Source organism: Bordetella avium, from assembly GCF_034424645.1.
Lineage (GTDB): Bacteria > Pseudomonadota > Gammaproteobacteria > Burkholderiales > Burkholderiaceae_B > Bordetella > Bordetella avium.
Map to the genome: position 1 here is coordinate 384,556 of NZ_CP139969.1, position 22,865 is coordinate 407,420.

General features: G+C 61.9%; 20 protein-coding genes. 16 read left to right on the forward strand and 4 right to left on the reverse strand.

Features of this window, described 5'->3' with window-relative positions; genetic code table 11:
- Positions 1-9: 9 nt before the first annotated feature.
- The 5 genes from U0029_RS01795 to U0029_RS01815 all read left to right on the forward strand — a co-directional run bounded on the left by U0029_RS01795 (position 10) and on the right by U0029_RS01815 (position 4,655).
- Positions 10-1,188: an amino acid ABC transporter permease gene (locus U0029_RS01795; protein WP_114852178.1), complete on the forward strand. Its 1,179-nt coding sequence runs from the start codon at positions 10-12 to the stop codon at positions 1,186-1,188.
- Position 1,189: 1 nt separating this feature from the next.
- Positions 1,190-2,290 (forward strand): amino acid ABC transporter permease, encoded by a 1,101-nt coding sequence (locus tag U0029_RS01800; RefSeq protein ID WP_114852179.1) that lies wholly within the window; start codon positions 1,190-1,192, stop codon positions 2,288-2,290.
- 49 nt (positions 2,291-2,339) lie between these two features.
- Positions 2,340-3,080, forward strand: coding sequence for an amino acid ABC transporter ATP-binding protein (locus U0029_RS01805; RefSeq protein ID WP_012418693.1), 741 nt, complete (start codon positions 2,340-2,342; stop codon positions 3,078-3,080).
- 133 nt (positions 3,081-3,213) lie between these two features.
- Complete coding sequence (locus U0029_RS01810; RefSeq protein WP_012418692.1) at positions 3,214-4,230, forward strand: Bug family tripartite tricarboxylate transporter substrate binding protein; 1,017 nt, start codon at positions 3,214-3,216, stop codon at positions 4,228-4,230.
- Positions 4,231-4,247: 17 nt separating this feature from the next.
- Positions 4,248-4,655 carry a CopD family protein gene (locus tag U0029_RS01815; RefSeq protein WP_049794179.1) on the forward strand — a complete coding sequence of 136 codons (408 nt, stop codon included), beginning with the start codon at positions 4,248-4,250 and terminating at the stop codon, positions 4,653-4,655.
- Between the two features lie 7 nt (positions 4,656-4,662).
- On the opposite strand, the gene glpK is transcribed toward U0029_RS01815, so the two are convergent.
- Both glpK and U0029_RS01825 read right to left on the reverse strand, forming a co-directional pair.
- The gene (glpK, locus tag U0029_RS01820) at positions 4,663-6,162 is read right to left on the reverse strand and encodes a glycerol kinase GlpK (protein WP_012418690.1); all 1,500 of its coding nucleotides are present in this window, start codon (positions 6,160-6,162) and stop codon (positions 4,663-4,665) included.
- Positions 6,152-7,537 (reverse strand): DHA2 family efflux MFS transporter permease subunit, encoded by a 1,386-nt coding sequence (locus tag U0029_RS01825; protein WP_012418689.1) that lies wholly within the window; start codon positions 7,535-7,537, stop codon positions 6,152-6,154. Before U0029_RS01825 ends, glpK begins: the two co-directional genes overlap by 11 nt.
- 183 nt (positions 7,538-7,720) lie before the next feature.
- On the opposite strand from U0029_RS01825, the gene U0029_RS01830 reads away from it, so the two are divergent.
- The 4 genes from U0029_RS01830 to U0029_RS01845 all read left to right on the forward strand — a co-directional run bounded on the left by U0029_RS01830 (position 7,721) and on the right by U0029_RS01845 (position 10,128).
- Complete coding sequence (locus U0029_RS01830) at positions 7,721-7,909, forward strand: DUF3460 family protein (RefSeq protein WP_114852180.1); 189 nt, start codon at positions 7,721-7,723, stop codon at positions 7,907-7,909.
- Positions 7,910-7,931: 22 nt separating this feature from the next.
- The gene (locus U0029_RS01835) at positions 7,932-8,813 is read left to right on the forward strand and encodes a segregation and condensation protein A (protein WP_012418687.1); all 882 of its coding nucleotides are present in this window, start codon (positions 7,932-7,934) and stop codon (positions 8,811-8,813) included.
- A gap of 32 nt (positions 8,814-8,845) precedes the next feature.
- Positions 8,846-9,688, forward strand: coding sequence for a pantoate--beta-alanine ligase (panC, locus tag U0029_RS01840; protein WP_114852181.1), 843 nt, complete (start codon positions 8,846-8,848; stop codon positions 9,686-9,688).
- 116 nt (positions 9,689-9,804) lie between these two features.
- Positions 9,805-10,128, forward strand: a complete 324-nt coding sequence (locus tag U0029_RS01845) for a response regulator transcription factor (protein WP_082011692.1) — start codon at positions 9,805-9,807, stop codon at positions 10,126-10,128.
- Here U0029_RS01845 and U0029_RS01850 read toward each other — a convergent pair.
- Entirely contained in the window at positions 10,046-10,789 is a 744-nt protein-coding gene (locus U0029_RS01850; protein ID WP_114852182.1) for a copper resistance protein NlpE N-terminal domain-containing protein, read from the reverse strand. The genes U0029_RS01845 and U0029_RS01850 overlap by 83 nt on opposite strands.
- 206 nt (positions 10,790-10,995) lie before the next feature.
- Here U0029_RS01850 and U0029_RS01855 point away from each other — a divergent pair, with 206 nt between their 5' ends.
- The 7 genes from U0029_RS01855 (at position 10,996) to U0029_RS01885 (ending at position 22,211) form a co-directional block, all read left to right on the forward strand.
- On the forward strand, positions 10,996-11,712 hold the full coding sequence (locus tag U0029_RS01855) for a prepilin peptidase (protein WP_039051868.1): 717 nt from the start codon (positions 10,996-10,998) through the stop codon (positions 11,710-11,712).
- Between the two features lie 11 nt (positions 11,713-11,723).
- Positions 11,724-12,365 (forward strand): dephospho-CoA kinase, encoded by a 642-nt coding sequence (gene coaE, locus U0029_RS01860; RefSeq protein WP_012418683.1) that lies wholly within the window; start codon positions 11,724-11,726, stop codon positions 12,363-12,365.
- A 45-nt stretch (positions 12,366-12,410) separates the two neighbouring features.
- Positions 12,411-13,163: a cell division protein ZapD gene (gene zapD / locus U0029_RS01865; RefSeq protein WP_039051867.1), complete on the forward strand. Its 753-nt coding sequence runs from the start codon at positions 12,411-12,413 to the stop codon at positions 13,161-13,163.
- A gap of 176 nt (positions 13,164-13,339) precedes the next feature.
- Positions 13,340-14,578, forward strand: a complete 1,239-nt coding sequence (locus tag U0029_RS01870; RefSeq protein WP_114852183.1) for an MdtA/MuxA family multidrug efflux RND transporter periplasmic adaptor subunit — start codon at positions 13,340-13,342, stop codon at positions 14,576-14,578.
- A gap of 6 nt (positions 14,579-14,584) precedes the next feature.
- Positions 14,585-17,671 (forward strand): MdtB/MuxB family multidrug efflux RND transporter permease subunit, encoded by a 3,087-nt coding sequence (locus tag U0029_RS01875; protein WP_114852184.1) that lies wholly within the window; start codon positions 14,585-14,587, stop codon positions 17,669-17,671.
- Positions 17,668-20,778: a multidrug efflux RND transporter permease subunit gene (locus tag U0029_RS01880; RefSeq protein ID WP_114852185.1), complete on the forward strand. Its 3,111-nt coding sequence runs from the start codon at positions 17,668-17,670 to the stop codon at positions 20,776-20,778. Before U0029_RS01875 ends, U0029_RS01880 begins: the two co-directional genes overlap by 4 nt.
- Positions 20,775-22,211, forward strand: a complete 1,437-nt coding sequence (locus U0029_RS01885) for an efflux transporter outer membrane subunit (RefSeq protein ID WP_114852186.1) — start codon at positions 20,775-20,777, stop codon at positions 22,209-22,211. The genes U0029_RS01880 and U0029_RS01885 overlap by 4 nt, the downstream gene beginning before the upstream one ends.
- On the opposite strand, the gene U0029_RS01890 is transcribed toward U0029_RS01885, so the two are convergent.
- Positions 22,186-22,782 (reverse strand): fimbrial protein, encoded by a 597-nt coding sequence (locus U0029_RS01890; RefSeq protein WP_012418677.1) that lies wholly within the window; start codon positions 22,780-22,782, stop codon positions 22,186-22,188. The genes U0029_RS01885 and U0029_RS01890 overlap by 26 nt on opposite strands.
- Positions 22,783-22,865: the final 83 nt, after the last annotated feature.

Below are 22,865 nucleotides of genomic sequence, written 5' to 3' on the forward strand. Positions count from 1 at the left end.
AAGCATCTTATGGCGACAACCCAGAAAAACGCGCCGAGACGCCGTCTCAGCTGGAATGATCCCAGTGTGCGCGCCGTGGTGTACCAGGTAGTCGCGTTGGCCCTCGTGGCGCTGGCCGCATGGTTCCTGGTGTCCAACACTTTGCACAATCTTACGGTGCGAAATATTTCCACCGGCTTTGGCTTTCTCGACAGAGAAGCCGGTTTTGCGATCGGGGAGACCCCCATCGCCTATACCCCCGCCGATACCTATGGCCGGGCCATCATGGTTGGCCTGCTCAACACCTTGCGTGTTGCGGTGCTAGGCATCATTCTGGCGACCATTCTCGGCACGTTGATCGGTATCGGCCGGCTGTCCAAGAACTGGCTGGTCGCGCGTTTGACTTCGCTCTACGTCGAAGTGATGCGCAATGTGCCGCTGCTGCTGCAACTCTTCTTCTGGTATGCGCTCATCACCGAGAACATGCCCGGGCCGCGTCAGGCGCACAATCCCTTGCCGGGGGTGTTCATTTCGAATCGCGGCATCAAGATTCCCGAGGCCGTGGGCAATTCGCTCGACTGGATTCTGCTCGGGCTCGCGATTGCCATTATTGCAACGCTCTACCTCGGTCATTGGGCCAAGAAGCGTCAGCACGCCACGGGCCAGGTGTTCCCGCTGGTCCGCACGGCCATCGGTCTGCTCATCGTTTTGCCTGTGCTGGGCTGGCTGTTGAGCGGCATGCAGCTCACGCTGACTATGCCGGAACTCAAAGGCTTCAACTTCCAGGGCGGTCTCACACTGACGCCGGAATTCGCCGCCTTGCTGGCGGGTCTGGTGATCTATACCTCGGCCTTTATCGCTGAAGTCGTGCGTTCGGGTATTCAGGCTGTCAACAACGGCCAATGGGAGGCCGCCGGGGCTCTGGGTCTGCGTCGCTCGCTGGTGTTGCGTTTGGTGGTCTTGCCTCAGGCTTTGCGCGTCATCATTCCGCCGATGACCAGCCAATATCTCAACCTGACCAAGAACAGCTCGCTGGCCGTCGCCATCGGTTATCCCGATATCGTGTCGGTCGTCAACACCACGCTGAACCAGACCGGCCAGGCCATCGAGGGCATCCTGATCATCATGGCGGCCTACCTGACCGTCAGCTTGTCGATCTCTATCTTCATGAACTGGTACAACAAGCGCATTGCGCTGGTGGAGCGTTGATATGAGCAGTTCTACGCAAACCCCGCGCGCGGACCTGCCTCCGCCTATGGGTCACACGGGTGTGTGGCCCTGGCTCAAATCGCGTTTGTTTTCCTCGCCGCTGTCCATCCTGACGACAGTCATCCTGGCATGGCTGATCTTGATGGCAGTGCCGGCCTTGATCGAGTGGGCGTTCATCCGCGCCAATTTCTCGGCCACGACGGCTCAGGAGTGTCGTGCTTCGGGCGGCGCCTGCTGGGCCTTCATCGTCGAGAAACACCGCCTCATTCTGTTCGGCACCTACCCCTATGACGAACAATGGCGGCCACTGATCGCGACCTTCATCCTGATTGCTGTCATCGTTTTGAGCGGCATGCGCCGTTTCTGGCGCCCCATCCTGGCCCTGATCTGGGTGGTGGGCCTAAGCCTGGTGGCGATCCTGATGTGGGGGGGGGTATTCGGCCTCACCTTTGTCGAAAACAGCCGCTGGGGCGGTTTTCCGCTGACCCTCATCCTCTCGACTTTCGGCATTGCTTTCGCCTTTCCGATCGGCGTGCTGCTGGCCCTGGGCCGGCGCTCGAACATGCCGGCCATCAAGGCCTTGTGCGTGGTCTACATCGAGCTGATTCGCGGTGTGCCGCTCATCAGCCTGCTGTTTATGTCGTCAGTGATGTTGCCGCTGTTTTTGCCGGAGGGGTTTTCGATCGACAAGCTGTTGCGCGCGCAAATCGCCATCATCCTGTTCGCGGCAGCTTATATCGCGGAAACCGTGCGGGGCGGCTTGCAGGCCATTTCCAAGGGGCAATACGAAGGCGCGGACTCGCTTGGCCTGTCCTATTGGCAGAAGATGCGCAAGATCATCCTGCCGCAGGCCTTGAAGGTCGTCATTCCGCCGCTGGTCAGCATCTTCATCGCCTTGTTCAAGGACACCTCGCTGGTCGTGATCATCGGTATTTTCGATCTCACCCTGGCCGCCAAGGCGGCCCTGTCGGATGCGGCATGGCGCGGTTTCGGCATTGAAGCCTATCTCTTCATCTCGCTGATCTACTTCGTCTTCTGCTTCTCGATGTCCAAATACAGCCAGCACCTGGAGCGCCGTCTGGCGACCGGGCATCAACGATAGCAATACGCCGGCCGCCCCGGCGGCCGGTCACTTTTTCGGGAGTCTAGGCATGTCCGATGCCATCATCCGTTTGCAGGACGTCAACAAGTGGTACGGCCAGTTCCACGTCCTGCGCAATATCAATCTGGACGTGACGGCAGGCGAGCGCATCGTGATCTGTGGCCCTTCGGGGTCGGGGAAGTCCACCATGATCCGTTGCATCAACCGGCTTGAGGAGCATCAGCAGGGCAAGATTGTCGTCGATGGCACTGAGTTAACCAACGATCTCAAGCACATCGAGGCCATCCGCAAGGATGTCGGCATGGTGTTTCAGCATTTCAATCTGTTTCCCCACCTGACGGTGCTGGAGAACCTGACGCTGGGTCCGATCTGGGTGCTGAAAAAATCACGCGCCGAGGCTGAGGCCACGGCCATGAAATACCTGGAGCGCGTGCGCATTCCGGATCAGGCGCACAAGTTTCCGGGCCAGCTCTCGGGCGGCCAGCAACAGCGTGTGGCCATTGCGCGTTCGCTGTGCATGAGCCCCAAGATCATGTTGTTCGATGAGCCGACGTCGGCGCTCGACCCCGAGATGGTCAAGGAGGTGCTGGATGTGATGGTCAGTCTTGCTCAGGAAAGTGGCATGACCATGTTGTGCGTGACTCATGAAATGGGTTTTGCGCGCAAGGTGGCTAATCGCGTCATTTTCATGGACCGGGGCGAAATCATCGAGCAAAACACGCCCGATGCGTTTTTCGACAATCCCCAGAACGACCGCACCAAGCTGTTCCTCAGCCAGATTCTGCACTGAAAAGCGGCCTCGGAAGGGGCCGGCAGGATTTGAATCAAGGCCCTTGCGAGGGCCTTTTTCATTGGCCGGCCTGTTTTGAGGCTGCGTTATGCTACCGGCCAAGAACTATTCCTTTTTTGTCCGGAGACGCTTCATGACTCGTTCCTTTGTGTCCGCCACGCGCCGAGCGCTGGTCGGTAGTATGCTGGCTCTCGCGGCAGGCGCCTCGATGCTGGCTCCTGCCGCTGCAGCCCAGGAGGACTATCCCAACAAGCCGCTGCGCTTCATCGTGCCCTATCCGCCGGGCGGCCCGCTGGACACGATGGCCCGTATGTTGGCCGAAAAAGTCCGCGGGTCGCTGGGCCAGCCTGTCATTGTCGAAAACAAGGCTGGCGCAGGCGGCAATATCGGCGCCGATCTGGCGGCCAAGGCGACGCCGGATGGTTACACGCTGGTGATGGGCGCGGTCGCCACCCACGCCATCAATCCTTTCCTGTTTTCCAATTTGGCTTATGACCCGGTCAAGGACTTCGCGCCCATCACCATAGTGGCCTCGGTGCCCAATGTGCTGGTCATGAATGCCGATTTCGCGCAAAAAAACCATATCAACACTGTCGCCGACCTGATCGCCTACGCCAAGAAAAATCCCGGCCGTCTGAACTATGGTTCGGGGGGAAATGGCAGCGCCGGCCATTTGTCGGGTGAACTGCTCAAGGCGCGAGCGGGTATTGCCGCCGAGCACATTCCCTATCAGGGCGCCGCGCCGGCCCAACTGGCCTTGCTGTCGGGGCAGTCCGACTTTATGTTTGACAATTTGGCCTCTGCGGCGCCTCTCATCAAGGATGGCAAGGTCAAGGCTCTGGCCGTGACGACGGCCCAGCGCTCTTCCTTGCTGCCCGATGTGCCCACTGTGGAAGAGTCGGGCGTCAAGGGTTTTGACTTGGGTACTTGGTTTGGCGTGTTCACCACGGCCGGCACGCCTGCTCCGGTGGTGGCCAAGCTCAGCCAGGCCTATACCGAAGCGTTGCGCCTGCCCGAAGTACGTGAGCGCTTGCTGACCATGGGTTCCGAGCAGGCGCCGATGTCGGCCGACGAGTTTGCCGCCTTCGTCAAGAGCGAGAAGGGCAAGTACCAGGAGATCGTCAAAATTTCGGGCGCCAGCCTGAACTGACGACAGGGGTTCGGACCGTGCTGTATTCCCTCATCAAGACGCTGCATATTCTGGCGATCACGGTCTGGATTCTGGGTCTTTTGCTGTTGTCATCGAGCACGGGTTTCGCAGGCGCGGCGCCGGCCACGCTGCGTCGGCTGGCGCGCTGGAACCGCGGCCTGATTCTGCCTGCGATGGCTCTGACCTGGCTGTTCGGTCTGATGATGGGCGGGATGGTGGGCTGGATCGGCCAGATGTGGCTGGATATGAAAATGGGTCTCGTCGCGCTATTGACCCTGCTGCATCTATGGCAGACCCATGTGCTGTCGCGCCGGATCGCTGACGCGGATTACCGCGCACCCGGATGGCTGGGCCTGTCCGGGGCTGCGGTGTTTTTGATCACCGCGATGGCGGTGACGCTGGCGGTCGCCAAACCCTTTTTTTGAGGGCTTGTCAGGCGGGCTGGGACCAGTGCTTGGAGAGTTCGACCGCCTGTTTCCAGCGCTGCATACGCGCTTGGCGCACGTCGTCGGTCCAGCGCGGTTCAAAGCTGCGCTCGGCCTCCCACTGGCTGGCGAACTCCTGCTGGTGGCTCCAGAAACCGACCGCCAGACCGGCCAGGCCGGCCGCACCACGAGCGGTGGATTCGGCTACGCGCGGTCGCACGACGGGCACGCCCAATACATCCGCCTGCATTTGCATCAGCAGATCGTTGCGCGATGCGCCGCCGTCCACACGCAGTTCGGATAGCGCGATACCGCTGTCGGCATTCATGCAATCGAGCAGTTCGGCGCTTTGCAGTGCGATGGACTCCAGTGTCGCCCGCGCAATGTGCGCGCGCGTGGTGCCGCGCGTCATGCCTACCAGGGTGCCTCGGGCATAGGGGTCCCAGTGCGGCGCGCCCAGGCCAGCAAAGGCGGGCACCATGAAAACATCATCGCTGTCGGCCACGCTGGCGGCCAGGGCTTCGATGTCTTCGGCGTGCTGGATGATGCCCAGTCCGTCGCGCAGCCATTGCACGGCCGCTCCGGCCACGAACACGCCGCCCTCAAGCATAAAGGCCGGGCCAGACGGCAGGCTCCAGCCCACGGTGGACAGCAGGTTGTTGCGCGAGGCGACTGGCGCATCGCCCACGTTCATCAGCATGAAACAGCCGGTGCCATAGGTGTTCTTGGCCATGCCGGGCCTGAAGCAGGCCTGTCCGAAGGTGGCGGCCTGTTGGTCGCCGGCCACGCCCGCGATAGGGATGGCGCCACCTAGCCATTCGGCCTGTGCATGGCCGATGACGGCGCTGCTGGGTGCGATTTGTGGCAGTACCGAACGTGGAATATTCAAGAGCGCCAGGATGTCTTCGTTCCAGTCCTGGGTGTGCAGGTCGAACAGCATGGTGCGAGAGGCATTGCTCGGGTCGGTGCTGTGCACCGCGCCGCCGGTCAATTGCCAGACCAGCCAGGTGTCCATGGTGCCGAAAGCCAGTTCGCCGCGCTCGGCGGCTTCGCGAGCGCCCGGCACATGGTCGAGCAGCCAGGCCAGTTTGGTGCCGGAAAAATAGGCGTCCACGACCAGGCCGGTGCGTGATTGCAGCCAGGGAGCATGGCCGTCGCGGTGCAGTTGTTCGCACATCGGCGCGGTACGCCGATCCTGCCAGACGATGGCGCGCGCCAGTGGGCGGCCGGTGGCGCGCTCCCAGAGCAGTGTCGTCTCTCGCTGATTGGTAATGCCGATGGCGGCGATATCGGCGGCGCTGGCGCCCGCGTTGCGCAGGGCCTCGCGGGAGACTTCGAGCTGGGTGGTCCAGATTTCGGTGGCGTCGTGCTCGACCCAACCCGGCCGGGGATAGTGTTGGCTGAACTCGCGCTGGCCCACGCCGCGCACTGCGCCCTTGCGATCAAACACGATGGCCCGCGAGCTGGTCGTGCCCTGATCCAGGGCGAGGACGTATTTATTCGTCATCGCTATTCACTTTATTGCGGTTGAGTTGGGCGCCGGCGTTTGGCGCCAGGCCACGGAAAGAGAGGCCGGACAGCGCGCACAGCACCCCCACCGTGATAAAGGCAGTGATGACGTCAGAGACGGCCAGGGTAGTGGCTCCGCGCGCCATCATGCTCAGATTCAGGCTGATGGCGGCGACGCCGACGCCCAGGCTGATGCCCACCTGCTGGGCCATCGCCGCAAAGCTGCTGGCGCTGCTCATTTTTTCGGCAGGGATGTCGGCATAGGCGAGCGTGTTCACCCCTGTGAACTGGAGCGAGCGGAAAAAGCCGCCCAGCAACAGGATGAAAATCATCATCCAGACGGGGGTGTCCCGGGTGAAAAACGCGCAGCACATGACGAATATTCCGGTGAGCACGGCATTGACCATCAGCACCCGGCGAAACCCGAAGCGTTGCACGATGGGGGTTGCGACAAACTTCATCAGCAGAGCCCCGGCCGCGCTGGCGAAGGTGATCAGGCCCGCCGACAGCGGGGATAAGCCGAAGCCGACCTGAAGCAGCATCGCCAGCAAAAACGGCATGGCGCCCACTGCGAAGCGGCATAGATTGCCGCCCAGGGTCGAGATGGCGAAAGTCGGGATGCGCAACAGCGCCAGCTCGATGATGGGGTGCTCGACGCGTTTGGCGTGCCAAATATAGAGCAGGCCACAGGCCAGGCCGCCCAGCAGCAGGGCCGCTAACAGCCCCGGCTCGAGCAGGCCGTGGCCCAGCGCCTCGAAGCCGCTGACCAGCGAAGCCAGGCAGATGCCGCTCAGGACAAAGCCGATGACGTCCAGGCGAGGCGCGTTCTCCATCCGGATTTCCTGGATGAAGTGCATGACCAGATAGATACCGATGATGCCGATGGGCACATTGATCAGAAAGATCCAGTGCCAGGACATATAGGTGACCATGAAGCCGCCTAGCGGAGGTCCGATCACCGGGCCGAGCAGCGCGGGAATGGACAGAAAGGACATGGCCTTGAGCAGGTCTTTCTTGGGCACCGTGCGCAGCAGGATGACCCGTCCGACCGGCACCATCATCGCCCCGGCCAGTCCCTGCACCACGCGGGCAAGCACCAATTGCGTCAGATTTTGGGAGAGCGCGCAGGCGATCGAGCTTAGGGCGAACAGGGCAATGGCGTTAATGAATACGCGCCGCGCGCCGAAACGGTCGGCCGCCCAGCCGCTGATCGGTACGAACACGGCGACAGCCAGCAGATAAGAGGTGATCGCCACATTCAGGCGTACTGGCGTGGAGTCCAGGGCGGCGGCCATTGCCGGCAAGGCCGTCGCCACGACGGTCGAGTCCAGCATTTGCATGAACAGGGCGCAGCCCACGATGAAGGGAATCATCTTTGCCGCTCTGGCGGCCTTGGGGTCGGTCAAGGGGGGCGAGGCAGCGGCTGAGGCGGATTCAGAGGGCATGGGGGCGGCGGCGGGAAAAGTGCCGCTCGATTGTACGCTGCAAGCCACGGCGTCGGACGCTGGCTACAGTACACTATGGCTTACCCGTAAACGATTTTGCTAGCTTGCGTCATGGCCAACAATTACGAATCTGAAATCACCCAGTTCCTGAAGAACTACAAGGCTACGCACCCCGGCACCGAAGAGCGCCAGCGTGAGGGCCGTGCTCGTCTCTGGGACAAGCCCCAGAACACCGAATTGCAGGAAGGCTTTCGTGCTGCCCGCGTGCCGCAAAAGCCCTACGTTTACCAAGTCGACTGAGCCGGGTTGACAGCGGGCGCGCATGTCTCAAAATGTTGCCGGAAATGATCTTGAGGCGCTGGTGCAGCCTCAGGTCGACAGCACGCCCGATACCGTGGACAGCGTGGCCTTTGCTCGCCTGTATGGCGAGCCCTTGTTCCAACTCCCCACGGATCTGTATATCCCGCCCGATGCGCTGGAGGTCTTTCTCGAGGCTTTCGAAGGGCCGTTGGATCTGTTGCTCTATCTGATCCGCAAACAGAACTTCAATGTGCTGGACATCCCGATGGCGGATGTTACGCGCCAGTATCTGTCCTATGTAGACCAGATCCGTACGCATAATCTCGAGCTGGCCGCCGAATATCTGCTCATGGCGGCCATGCTGATCGAAATCAAGTCGCGGATGCTCTTGCCGGTCAAGAAAAGCGACACCGGCGAAGAGCCTGAAGATCCGCGCGCCGAACTGGTGCGCCGCCTGCTCGAATACGAGCAGATGAAGCTGGCGGCGCGGCGCCTGGATGCCTTGCCGCAGCTGGGGCGCGATTTTCAGCGCGCTCAGGGTGTGGCCGACATCAGCGTCGAACGCATGATGCCCGAGGTCAGCCTGGAAGATCTGCGCAGCGCCTGGGCCGACATCATCAAGCGTGCCAGGCTGAATCAACATCATCACATTACCCGCGAACAGTTGTCGGTGCGCGACCACATGACGCACATCCTGAGGCGCCTGAACGACGCGCGCTTCATGGAGTTCACCGATCTCTTTCTGGAGCGCATCACTGAAGGCGCTCCGGTGGCGGTGGTGGTGGTGCATTTCATCGCCATGCTGGAGCTTGCGCGCGAGTCTTTGCTCGACATCACGCAGGCCGAGCCTTATGCGCCGATTTATGTGCGGCTGGCCTATACCAGCGCCACGACTGAGGTCTAGCTTGCGCGAGCTTTAAATCCCGGAGAGTTTTCTTGAAAGTCGTCCATACCATTCAGGATCTGCGTGATCATCTGCGCGGACAGAACCGTATCGCCTTCGTGCCTACCATGGGGAATTTGCATGAGGGGCATTTGGCGCTCATGAAGCTGGCGCGCCAGCATGGCGATCCGGTTGTGACCAGCATTTTCGTCAATCGCCTGCAGTTCGGTCCCAACGAAGACTTCGACCGCTATCCGCGTACCTTGCAAAACGACATCGAGAAGATGGACCGCGACCGCGATGTCTATATGGTGTTTGCGCCCGATGAGCGCGAGATGTATCCCGAGCCGCAGAACTACCGGGTGCTGCCGCCGGATGATCTGGGCGATGTGCTTGAAGGGGAGTTCCGCCCCGGGTTTTTCCAGGGTGTCTGCACCGTCGTGCTCAAGCTGTTGTCGTGCGTGCAGCCGCGTGTGGCGGTGTTCGGCAAGAAAGACTATCAGCAGTTGATGATTGTGCGGGCCATGTGCCGCCAGTTCCAGCTTCCGGTCGAAATCATTGCCCACGAAACCGTGCGCGCCTCTGATGGCCTGGCCCTGTCGTCGCGCAACCGCTATCTGTCAGTCGAGGAACGCGCCGAGGCGCCCCGTTTGTATGCTTTGCTGGGCGAGCTGCGCCAGCGTGTGTTGGATGGCGAACGCGATGTGGCGGCGCTGGAAGCCGAGACCGCCGCGCGACTGGCCGCGCATGGTTGGCGGGTCGATTATGTGTCGCTGCGTCGCCAGCATGACTTGAAGACGCCGGGCGCTGCCGATTTCGAGACGCGTCAGCCTTTGGTGGTCTTGGCCGCCGCGACGCTGGGCGCGACGCGCCTGATCGACAACCTGGAAATCTGAGTCCTCAGGCCCGGCGGGGCTTGTCGCAAAACCGCTCTGGCCTCGGAAGGGTCAGATGGCGGCGGCGCCGCGCCAGTGCGAGACTGCCTGCAATACCTCATTGCAGGCGGCTTGCCATGTATTCACCGCATTCTTCTTGCGCCAACACCCGGCTTACGCCGCGTGAACACGAGGTGTTGGCCTATCTGGCCCGAGGCCAGGCGAATAAGGTCATCGCCATCGAATTGGGCATTTCCATGCGTACCGTCGAGGCGCATCGCGCACGTATCTTTCGCAAGATAGGCGTGCGCAATGTGCTGGAACTGGTATGCCAGCTATGCCCTTACCGGACGGCGCTGGCCGAACCCATGTCCGGGCCTATTGACCGCAGCGCAGCGCCGGCTGATTGTCCAGTTCGGAGACGGGGTCCAGGTCGGGCTGGCGGGTCAGGGTGTAGTTGAGGTTGGGTGTTCTGCCATTGACCGAGCGCACCCGCAGGGTGTTGTTCGCCGACATGCTGAAATCGGCGCGCAGATTGCCCTGGCGGTCCAGCAGCAGAATGCGCGGGGGGCGCTCTTGAAGCGCATCCCAGCAGCCTTGCTCGAACGTCGGCTTGCCGTCGGTTTTGGGAAGATTGTCCAGATAGGCGATGCGGGCGCGCCATTGGCCGTTGGGAGCCAGCGTGAGGGTGACGCGCTGGGCTTCGCATTGCAGTTCCGCCGTGAGGCAGGGCAGGGTGCCCTGGAAGGTCTGCGCCTGGGGTATGAGTTCCTGCGCATAGCTGCCGGCCACGGCGGGCAGACTGACCCCACCGCTATTGCCGCCGCTGTTGTTGTCAGGGGCCGTGACGCCTTGTTCGTTGTCCCCCGTCAACTGCTGCACGTTTTGCGTGCGGCTGGTGTTTGGCTTGAGCGCGATCTGAAGCTGCGACGGGGCGTGAAGCACCGTGCGGTAGCCCGCGCCCTGGGCTTGCGCCTGGGCATCGGTGACGGTGCTCTCGGCCGGCGGGTTGTAGTAACCCTCGGTGCGTTGCTGGGCGCATCCGGCCATGAAGGCGATCGCCAGCAGGGCGCCAGCCAGAGGAATGGGGCGGATTTTGGGAGCGAGTATGAGGGCCGACATGGCAGCGTGTCCGGAGTTTGTTGGTCTGTGCTGATTTTACGCAGGATTGCAGCGATCGACATGACGCTGGGCGCTTTGCCCTGCTTTCGCAAGCCTGTGCGTTGCGTCGTGACAGCGTCTCGTCGCCGTTTTGAGCAGGATTACTCTTATACACTCAATATCGCTCGTGCTTGCCAACGATTTCAATCGACGGTCTCCTGATCACCATGCTCCTACCCGATGCCGTCATCTACCTCTATGCCGCTCTGGCGGGTCTGGCGCTGGGGGGAGCGGTGGCGGTCTTTTGTCAGTATTTCCCGGTGTTTCTGCGCCGCGTCTGGCGTGGCCGTCCTGTCCGTGGATCTGTGCCGCGCAGGGCGAAACTTCGGGCCTGGCCGATGGCCGGTTGGCTGCTGGCGCGTGCCTGGCCTTGGCCTGAACTCTTGCTGGCCTCGATGTTCATGGCCTGCCTCTGGCGTTTTGGCGCGGGCTGGCTCGCCTTGTGTGCGATGGCTTATTGCCTGGTCTTGCTGGTGCTGGCCTGGGTGGATTGTCGTAGTTATCTGCTGCCCGATGCTTTGACGCTGCCGCTGTTGTGGGCGGGTTTGCTGGTCAATATCGATGGGGCGATTACCCCTTTGCCGCATGCGGTTCTGGGGGCTGCGGCAGGCTATGGCGTGTTGTGGTTGTTTTATCAGATGTTCAAACTGTGCACCGGACGGGAGGGCATGGGTTTTGGCGATTTCAAACTGACGGCCGCGCTCGGCGCCTGGCTGGGGCTGGGCATGCTTGGCCCGGTGATGTTGCTGGCTGCCCTGGCCGGTGTGGCCTTGGGTTTGGCGGCCCGATGGCGTGGCCTTGGCGGACGGTTGCAGCCCTTTGGGCCTTGTTTGGCCCTGGCCGGCGTCGCAGGCCTGCTTTGTCGCGGCGGTGGATTATTTTGACGGGAAGGCCAATGTTGAGAATCGGTTTGACGGGTGGCATTGGGTCGGGCAAGACCCGCGTGGCTGACAAGCTGGGAGAGTGGGGGGCGGCGGTCATTGACACCGACGCCATTGCGCACGCCTTGACTCAGGCCGATGGGCTGGCCATGCCCGCCATCATTCAGGCGTTCGGGCCAGAGGCTGTGCGCGCCGATGGCGCGATGGATCGCGCCTGGGTCCGGAATCGGGTGTTTCGCGAGCCGCAGGCGCGGGCCTGCCTCGAGGCGATTCTGCACCCGCTGATCGGTCAGGAAACCCAAGCGGCCGCCGAGCGCGCGGTGGGGAGTTATCTGGTTTTCGTCGTGCCTTTATTGGTCGAGTCAGGCCGTTGGCGCGGCCAGCTTGATCGTATCTGTGTGGTCGATTGCGATCCCGAAACGCAGATCAAGCGGGTGCAAAACCGTAGTGGGCTGACGGAGTCGGACATCAGGCGTATCATGGATGCGCAGGCCGCGCGCGCGACCCGGCTAAAAGCCGCCGATGATGTCATCGTCAACGATGGCTCGACGACAGCCGAGGTGTTGCTGGCGCGAGCAAGAAGTCTGCACCAGAGCTATCTTGCATTGGCGGACAAGCACGACCGGCATGGCAGTACCGAGGCCGGCCCTCCTTGATCAACTTCGACGTTCGTGTCGACATAAGACGAGCCTGTAGCCAGCGTGATCTTGTACGAATACCCTTTTAACGAACGTGTCCGGGCCTATCTGCGGCTTGAGTATCTCTTCGACCGTCTAGCATTTTTTGCGGCCGAAGGGGACGCGCGTTTGCATCAGGTTGCTGTGATATCCCTGTTCGACATTCTTGACGTGTGCGAGCGCACCGATATGAAAGGGGCGGTGTTGCAGGATCTGGAGCGGCAGCGTCTCAACTTGGCGGCGCTGCGCGAGCATCCCGATGTGGATCCAGCGGCGCTGGACGCCATGCTGCGCGAGATCGAGCGGGTGTTCACCGCCTTGTCAGTGGCCGGGAAAACCGGGCAAAGCCTGCGCGAAAATGAATGGTTGAGCAGCCTGCGCGGCCGGCTGGCGATGCCCAGCGGGGCCACCCAGGTCGATATGCCCTCGTACTATGCCTGGCAAACCAAGGCCGAATCGCTGCGCCTGGCCGATCTGCACAACTGGATGCAGCCTTTCCAGCCATTGCAGGAAGGGCTGGCGCTGGCATTACGTCTCTTGCGGGAGTCGGGGCGCCGTGGCGAGGCTGTGGCCGAGCAGGGGGCTTACCAGCAGATGCTCAATGGCAAACCGCATCAGTTACTGCGTGTCTGGGTCGATCCGGGCAGTGCTTGCTTTCCCGAGATCAGCGCCAATAAATATATGGTCTGGATACGTTTCTCCAGCCAGGACGGTGACTTGAAGCCCCAGCAAGTGGCGCGCGACGTCAGCTTCAAAATGTCGCTTTGCGCGGCCTGAGCGCGCTGGGCGCGGTCGGCATGTCTCTTAAATAAGGGGCGCATGATGTTTTGATCGGGAACATGTTGCGCCGGATTTCAAACGGCTGACAGAACCCTGCTGCGCTTTGCGGGTCTGAGGGAGAATATCGGCTTGCGTTTTTCCCCCTTGTCCTTTTGTATTCTGGGCCCAGCCATATGCCTGAATTGTCGTCTGCCCAACCTGCTTCGCGCCGCCGCCGCTGGATCGGGATCGCTCTCGTCATTGCCGTGCTGGCTCTGCTTGCCTGGGTGCTGTTCAAGCCGTCGGGGCAAAACACGCGCTTAGGACGGGGCGGGCCGGGAGGTCCGCCCTCATTGATGCCGATGGCGACTCCGGTCAAGGTGGCGCAGGCCCGGTCACAAGACGTCGACATCATATTGCGGGCGCTGGGCACGGTGACTGCCTACAACACCGTCACGGTGCGCAGCCAGGTCAGCGGCGAATTGATCAAGGTGGCTTTCAAAGAAGGCCAGATGGTTCAGGCCGGCGATTTGCTGGCGCAGGTCGATCCGAGGCCGTTCGAGGTCGCGCTGGCTCAGGCCCAGGGCCAGCAGCAGCAGAATCTGGCGCAGCTCGAGAATGCCCGACGCGATCTGCAACGCTACCAGACTCTGTTCAAGCAGGATTCCATCGCCCGGCAACAGCTCGATACCCAGGCCGCACTGGTGCGCCAATATGAGGGCGTGGTCAAGAGCAATCAGGCGGCTGTCGACGCCGCCAAGTTGAACCTGGCCTATTCGCGTATCACGGCGCCTATCAGCGGCAGGCTGGGCCTGCGTCAGGTGGACCAGGGCAATCTGGTGTCCAGCAGTGACGCCAACGGTCTGGTCGTCATTACACAAACACAGCCGATTTCGGTGGTGTTCACGCTGCCGGAAACGCAGTTGCCCCAAGTGTTGGAACAGGTGCGAGCAGGCAAAACCCTGACGGTCGAGGCCTATGATCGCGCCGACACCCGCAAGCTGGCGACAGGCGTGCTTGAGACTATCGACAACCAGATCGATGTCGCCACCGGCACGGTCAAGCTCAAGGCGCGTTTCGAAAATGCCGATCAGTCTTTGTTTCCGAATCAGTTCGTCAATGTGCGTTTGCTGGTCGAGACCCGCAGCGGCGTGACCACTATTCCGATGCAGGCGGTGCAGCAGGGCTCAGTGGGGGCCTTTGTGTTTCAGGTGCTGGCCGATGATACGGTGGAGGTGAAGCCGGTCAAGCTGGGCGCCGTCAATGGCAACTGGGTGGCCGTTAACGAGGGGCTCTCGCCAGGCGATCGTGTCGTCATCGAAGGCACAGACCGGCTGCGCGCGGGCTCGAAGGTACAGGTCATCACGCCCGCCGAGCCTGCCGCGGCCGCTGCGAAACCCGCCTCGCAGCCACGCCGTCAAGACAACCGGTAGGCCGTCGTGAGCCCGTCGCGTCTGTTCATTCTTCGTCCGGTCGCCACCACCTTGTTCATGGTGGCTATCCTGATCGCCGGCCTGATTGCTTACCGGCTGCTGCCGGTCTCGGCATTGCCCGAGGTTGACTATCCCACTATTCAGGTGGTGACGCTCTACCCTGGCGCCAGCCCGGATGTCATGACTTCCCTGGTCACCTCACCGCTTGAGCGGCAGTTCGGGAAGATGCCGGGCCTCAATCAGATGTCGTCCACGAGTTCGGGCGGCGCCTCGGTCATTACCTTGCAGTTCAATCTGGAACTGCCGCTGGATGTCGCGGAGCAGCAGGTGCAGGCCGCCATCAACGCAGCCTCTAATCTGCTTCCCAATGATTTGCCGGTACCCCCGGTTTATAACAAGGTCAACCCGGCCGACGCGGCGGTGCTGACGCTGGCCATCACCTCGCCCACCATGCCCTTGCCGCAGGTGCGCGATCTGGTCGATACCCGCATGGCGCAGAAGCTGTCGCAGGTGCCGGGCGTGGGTTTGGTGAGTGTGGCCGGCGGCCAGCGGCCCGCCGTTCGCGTGCAGGTCAATCCGCAGGCGCTGGCGGCCGCAGGCTTGGGCTTGTCCGATTTGCGCACCGCGGTTGTCGGGGCCAATGTCAATCAGCCCAAGGGCAATCTGGACGGGCCACTGCGTGCGACCACGATAGACGCCAACGATCAGCTCAAGTCGCCTGCCGACTATAACGACCTCATCATCGCCTACAAAAACCACGCGCCGCTGCGGCTCTCCGATGTGGCGCAGGCGGTGCAGGGCGCCGAGGATACGCGTCAGGCGGCTTGGGTGGGGGACAAGCCGGCCATCTTGCTCAATGTGCAGCGCCAGCCTGGCGCCAACGTGATCGATGTGGTGGACCGCATCCGCGATATGTTGCCACAGTTGCGTGCAGCCTTGCCCGCAACGCTAGACCTGAGCGTGGTGTCTGACCGCACACAGACCATCCGCGACTCGGTCAAGGACGTACAGCACGAAATGCTGATGGCTGTTGCGCTGGTGGTTATGGTGACCTATGTCTTCCTGCGCAGCGTTACGGCCACCCTCATTCCGAGTGTGGTGGTGCCGCTGTCCTTGATCGGCACCTTCGGCATCATGTATCTGGCCGGGTTCAGCATCAACAATCTGACGCTCATGGCCTTGACCATCGCCACCGGCTTCGTGGTCGATGACGCCATCGTCATGATCGAGAACATCGCCCGCCATATCGAGGAGGGCGAGAGCCCGATGCAGGCAGCGCTCAAGGGGGCATCGCAGATTGGTTTCACCCTGATCTCACTGACCTTCTCGCTGATCGCGGTGCTCATCCCCTTGCTGTTCATGCAGGACGTGGTGGGGCGTCTGTTCCGCGAGTTCGCTGTGACGCTGGCGGTGGCCATCCTGATTTCGCTGGTCGTCTCGCTGACGCTCACGCCGATGATGTGCGCGCGCCTGCTCAAGCCCGAGTCGGCCCAGCGCCACGGCCGCTTTCATCAATGGACGGGCGCGGGCATCGACCGCATCATCGCGGCCTATGACCGCATGCTCAAGCTCGTGCTGGCGCATCAACCGGCGACGCTGCTGGTGGCATTGGGCACGTTTGCCCTTACCGTGCTGCTGTATATCGTCATTCCCAAGGGATTTTTCCCGCAGCAGGATACCGGCCTGATTCAGGGGATCACCCAGGCGCCGCAGACCATTTCTTTCCAAGCCATGTCGGCGCGGCAACAGGAAATTGCTAAGCGCATCGCACAAGACCCGGATGTGCAGGCGGTTTCGTCTTTTATCGGTGTGGATGGCGCCAATGCGACGCTCAATGCTGGCCGCATGCAGATTGCGCTCAAAGAACACAGCGAGCGCAGCGCCGATCAGGCGGCCATCATGCGCCGCTTGCAGGAGTCGGTCTCTGGCTTGAAAAATGGCGTGACGCTCTATCTTCAACCGGTGCAGGATCTCACCATCGAAGACCGCGTGGCGCGCACGCAGTATCAACTGACGCTCTCCAATCCCAACCTGGCCGAGTTGAGCGAATGGGCGCCCAAACTGGTCGAGCGTCTGGGCAAGCTGCCCGAGCTGGCCGATGTGACGCATGATTTGCAAGATCAGGGTCTGATGACCTGGGTGGGGATCGATCGCGATGCGGCGTCGCGTCTGGGTATCACGGCGGCCACGATCGACGAAGCGTTGTACGACGCCTTTGGCCAGCGTTTGATTTCGACCATCTTCACGCAATCGAACCAATACCGCGTGGTGCTGGAGGTATTGCCTCAATTCCGGCGCGATGCGGCCTCCTTGGATCAGATCCGTGTGCCCACCGCCAATGGCGGCCAGGTGCCGCTGTCATCAGTCGCGCATATTTCGGAAGGCCGCACGGTGCTGGCGATCAACCGCCTGGATCAGTTTCCCATGGTGACGGTGTCTTTCAATCTGGCGCCGGGCGCGTCCCTGTCGTCGGCGGTAGCGGCGATCAAGCAGGCCGAACATGACATCGGCATGCCGGCTTCCATCGAGACGCGCTTTCAGGGCGCGGCGCTGGCCTTCCAGAATTCGCTCAGCAGCACGCTGTGGCTGATTCTCGCCGCGATCATCACGATGTATATCGTCTTGGGTGTGTTGTACGAGAGCTTTATTCACCCGATCACCATTCTCTCCACGTTGCCCTCTGCCGGTGTGGGCGCTCTGCTGGCCTTGCTGATCTCGGGCACGGATCTGGACATGATCGGGATTATCGGCATCATTTTGCTGATCGGCATCGTCAAGAAGAACGCCATCATGATGATCGACTTCGCGCTGGAGGCCGAACGCAAGCAGGGCATGTCGGCGCAGCAGGCCATTCATCAGGCCGCGCTGCTGCGTTTCCGGCCCATTCTGATGACCACGCTGGCGGCCTTGTTCGGCGCCTTGCCGCTTATGCTGTCCAGCGGCACGGGTGCGGAACTGCGCCAGCCCTTGGGCTTGGTGATGGTGGGGGGGCTGTTGGTGAGCCAGGTGCTGACGCTGTTCACCACGCCCGTCATCTATCTGATGTTCGACCGGCTGGCCCATCGCCGCCGCCTGCCTGCCGAGTCAGCATGATTCTGTCAGCGCCCTTTATCGTCAGGCCTGTCGCCACGACTTTGCTGGCGCTGGCCGTCGTGCTGGCGGGCATTCTGTCCTTCCGCCTGCTGCCGGTTGCGCCGCTGCCGCAGGTGGATATTCCCACCATCTCGGTGACAGCCAGTCTGCCGGGCGCCAGCCCGGAAACCATGGCGTCCAGCGTGGCAACCCCGCTGGAGCGTTCATTGGGCAGTATCGCCGGCGTCACCGAAATGACCTCGCGCAGCACCCAGGGCTCTACCCGCATCACCCTACAGTTTGATCTGTCGCGTGATATCGACGGCGCTGCGCGCGATGTGCAGGCCGCGATTAACGCTGCCCGTTCGCTCTTGCCGACCAGTCTGCGCAGCAACCCGACCTATCACAAGGCCAACCCCTCCGCCGCGCCCATCATGACGCTGGCGATGACGTCTCAGACGCTCACGCAGGGGCAGCTCTATGATCTGGCCTCGACCGTCATTGCGCAGAAGCTCTCGCAGGTGAGCGGTGTGGGCGAGGTGACGGTGGGCGGCAGTTCCTTGCCCGCCGTGCGAGTGAGCCTGATTCCTGGGGCGCTGGCGAATCGCGGGGTGTCGCTCGATCAGGTGCGTCAGACACTGGCGAATGCCAATGCGCAACGCCCCAAGGGGGTGCTGGAAAACGACGAGTTTCATTGGCAAATCATGGCCAGTGATCAACTCAGCCGCGCAGAGCAATATCGTCCACTCATTGTGGCCTGGGTCGATGGGGCGGCGGTGCGCCTGTCGGATGTCGCCACGGTTGAAGACTCGGTCGAGGATCTGTTTCAGACCGGGTTTTACAACAACGAAAAGGCGATTCTGCTGATCGTGCGGCGTCAGGCGGATGCCAACATCATCGAAACCGTCGACGCGGTGCGGGAGCAGCTACCACAACTGGCCGCCTTGCTGCCGGCGGATGTCAATCTGTTGGTGGCGCAAGACCGCACTCCCAGCATTCGCGCTTCTTTGCATGAGGCGGAGTTGACGCTGCTGATCGCAGTGGGCCTGGTGGTGATGGTGGTGCTGTTGTTCCTGCGTCGTTGGCGCGCGGCCATCATTCCTTCGCTGGCGGTGCCGGTGTCCCTGGTCGGCACCTTCTGCATCATGTATTTGTGCGGTTATACGCTCAATACCATTTCTCTCATGGCGCTGATCGTGGCGACTGGCTTCGTCGTTGACGACGCCATCGTGGTGGTGGAGAACATCATGCGCCACATCGAGCAGGGAGCCTCGCCCATGCGGGCCGCCTTGCGCGGCTCGCGTGAGGTCGGCTTTACGGTGCTTTCCATGAGTCTGTCGCTCGTGGCGGTGTTCATTCCCATTCTGCTCATGGGCGGGGTCGTGGGGCGTCTGTTTCGCGAGTTCGCCGTGACCCTGTCGGCTGCCATCGGCGTCTCGCTCGTCGTGTCATTGACGCTGACGCCGATGATGTGCGCCCGCCTGCTTAGGCCCGAAAAGGAAACCCTTGCTCAGGGGCGCCGGGCGAGCCTGGGTGCGGCGTTCGCCCGCCTTTTCGAGCGTATGTGCGAGGGCTATGGGCGATCCTTGCGTTGGGCCCTGAACCACGGCCGCTTGATGATGCTCATGTTGCTGGCCACTATCGCCCTGAATTTTTATCTGTATTCCGTGATCCCCAAGGGTTTTATGCCGCAGCAGGATACCGGCCAGTTGCTGGGTTTTTTCCGGGTTGATCAGGGCACTTCGTTTCAGGCCACGGTGCCCAAGCTGGAGTATTTCCGCAAAGTCATCCAGGCCGATCCGGCCGTGCAAAGCATTACGGCCTATTCCGGCGGGCGTGGCGGCAGCAACAGCAGTTTCATGCAGATACAGCTAAAGCCGCTGGATGAGCGCGGCGTGAGCGCCAACGAGGTTATCAACCGGCTGCGGGGCCGTTTACTGCGCGATCCGGGCGCTCAGGTCTTTCTGGTGTCGCAGCAGGATATACGCATAGGCGGCCGGCAGAGCACGGGCTCTTATGACTACACGCTGATGTCGGGCGACCTGGCGCTGCTGCGCACCTGGATGCCCAAAGTGCAGCGCGCGATGGCCGAGCTGCCTGAGCTGACCGATGTGGATGCCGACGTTGAAGACAAAGGCAGGCAGATCAACCTCGTTATTGACCGAGAGGCGGCCACGCGCCTAGGCATCAATATGTCCACCATTGCGTCGGTGCTGAACAACTCTTTCAGCCAGCGCCAGGTGTCGGTGATGTATGGTCCCCTCAACCAATACCATGTGGTGATGGGGGTGGACCCTCGGTTTGCCGAGGATGCCGAGTCGCTCAAGCAGCTCAATGTGGTGGCCGCTGACGGCAAGACGGTGCCGCTGGCCGCCTTTGCACGGCTGGAGGTGGGCAACACACCGCTTAGCGTGAGCCATCAAGGCCTGTTCGTGGCCGACACGATTTCGTTTTCGACAGCGCCAGGCGTGTCATTGGAGCAGGCCACGCAGGCCATCGATGCGGCCGTGGCCCGCATCGGCTTGCCCTCCGACCAGATTCAAGCCGGTTTTCAGGGAACGGCCGCCGAGTTGCAGAAAACCCTGTCGCGTCAACCCTGGCTGATTCTGGCGGCGCTGGTGGCCATGTATATCGTCTTGGGCATGCTGTACGAGAGCCTGGTGCATCCGCTCACGATTCTTTCGACCTTGCCTTCGGCAGGCATCGGCGCCCTGCTTGCGCTCATGGAGCTGAATACCGAGTTCACCCTGATCGCCCTCATCGGGGTGTTTCTGCTGATCGGTATTGTCAAAAAGAACGCCATCATGATGGTGGACTTCGCCCTGGAGGCTCAGCGCAAAGAAAAGCTGGCGCCCCGTGAGGCGATCTACCAGGCCTGCTTGACGCGTTTCCGGCCCATCATGATGACCACGATGGCCGCCATTTTCGGGGCCCTGCCCCTGATGCTGGCGACCGGCGCAGGGGTGGAAATGCGCCGGCCCTTGGGGATCACCATTGTTGGCGGCCTGGTGTTGAGTCAGATTCTGACGCTCTACACCACTCCCGTGGTGTATCTCTACCTGGACCGTTTCCGCCTGTGGGCCAAAGGCCGGTTCTCGGCGCGCCATTCTGGAACTGAACACTCATGAAGCTTATGTCTTTTCTTCCGCGCCTGTTGCCGTTGACCCTGCTTCTTGCTTTGGCGGGCTGTGCTGTGGGCCCGGATTACCAGCGGCCGGAGATCGATGTCGGGACGGCGTACAAGGACGACCCGCAAAGCCTGCCGGGATGGCAGCCCGCGCAGCCGGCCGATGCCGCCGCCCGGGGGCAATGGTGGCGTATTTATGGTGATCCGGTGCTCGATGGCCTGATGACGCGGCTGGAGGCCGCCAACCAGACCATTGCGCAGGCCGAAGCCAACTACCGTCAAGCCCAGGCGCTGGTTGGCGTGGCGCGCTCGGGCTTTTTCCCGACGGTGGGCGCCAATGCCGGCGTGACGCGCTCGTCATCCTCATCGGGTGGTGTGAGTAATCAATACGCCTTGAGCGGGAATGTGAGCTGGGAAGCCGATCTTTGGGGCAGGCTGCGGCGTGAGCTGGAATCCAGCCGCGCCAGCGAAGAGGCTGTTGCCGCGGATCTGGCCGCCACACGCCTATCCGCCGAGGCGGCGCTGGCCCAGAACTATATGCAGCTGCGCGTGCTCGATGAGCAAAAGCGTTTGCTGCAGGCAACCGTGCAGGCCTACGAGCGCTCGCTGACCTTGACGCGCAATCGCTACGAGGCGGGTGTGGCGGGCAAGTCCGATGTGGCCGTTGCGCAGACGCAACTGGAAAGTACGCGAGCGCAATTGGTGGATCTGGACTGGCAGCGCGGGCAGTACGAAAACGCGATTGCCGTGTTGATCGGGGTGGCGCCTTCTCAGTTCGCCTTGCCGCCCGAGCCTTTTACACAGCAATTGCCGCAGATTCCGCTAGGCCTGCCCTCCGCGTTATTGCAGCGTCGCCCGGACGTGGCGGCGGCCGAGCGCCGCGTCGCTGCCGCGAATGCCAAGATCGGTGTCGCCCAGGCGGCCTGGTTTCCGGATCTGACCCTGTCGGCCTCTGGCGGATTCCGTGATGGCCAGTTTGCTCAGTGGCTGACTGCGCCGGCGCGGTTTTGGTCGCTGGGTCCGGCCCTGGCCATGACGATTTTTGATGGCGGCGCACGCGAAGCCCAGATTGCGTCTGCGCGTGCGGGGTACGACAGCCAGGCCGCCGCCTATCGCCAGGCGGTGTTGATGGCCTTGCGCGAGGTGGAAGACTATCTGGTCCAACTGCGTGTGCTAGGGCAGGAGCAGGATGTGCAGCGCAGAGCCCTGGAGTCGGCGCGAGAGTCGCTCAGGCTGACGCGCAACCAATATGAAGCCGGGCTGGTGGACTATCTCAATGTGGCCGTTGTCGAGGCCTCGGCCTTGTCTAATGAGCGTAATGCCATCAGCCTTCTGGGTAGCCGCCTGATCGCCAGTGTGCAACTGGTGGCCGCGCTGGGCGGCGGATGGGAGGGGCTGGGCGGCGGCGTCAAGGATACTGAATCGAAAAATTGACGTAAGTCACCAGTTTTCCTGCGCTGACAGGCCCATTGCCGGTTTTGATATACCGTGCCTTGTAGGTCAGCGTGGCAGAACTGTCTGCCACGCCTGGGAGGGTGGCGCCATGGCCGCTGGGAGTGGCTTTATCTGTCAGGGCGATGGGTGTGCCATCGGCGGCCGTGATCTGGATCTGAACATTGTCCCGCACCGCACCCAGGGCGGACGGCATTTCGTTGGCGGGCGTGCTGATGCTGGCTGAGCTTGAGTACGCCTTGAGGTTGCCGGTGCCGAAGTCGCTGGTCGGGCCCGGTTCGAATGCGACATCGACCGTGCCGCGAAAATTTTCCGGACATTTGGACAGCGTGATGGTGAAGGGCGTGTCGCCTGCGGTATCGCCTTGGTTTTTGAGCACTGCGGCGTTGATCCGTGGCAATTGAACCAAGAGCGGCACGGGCGAGGTGCCGCCATTGATGAGGCATGTTGTTTCTATGACCTCACCGCGCACGGTGATGCTGCGCTGTGTGTCGTTTTGCCCCGCTGCAGTGCCCCACGCCAGCAGCATGCAAAACCCTAGAAGCCTCCGCATTGCAATCTCCACACTCGAACAGTGCAGTATGGCGCCGTACTGCGTTCGGACATGGCTGCTTTTTTGAGCTAGATGCCTGCTAT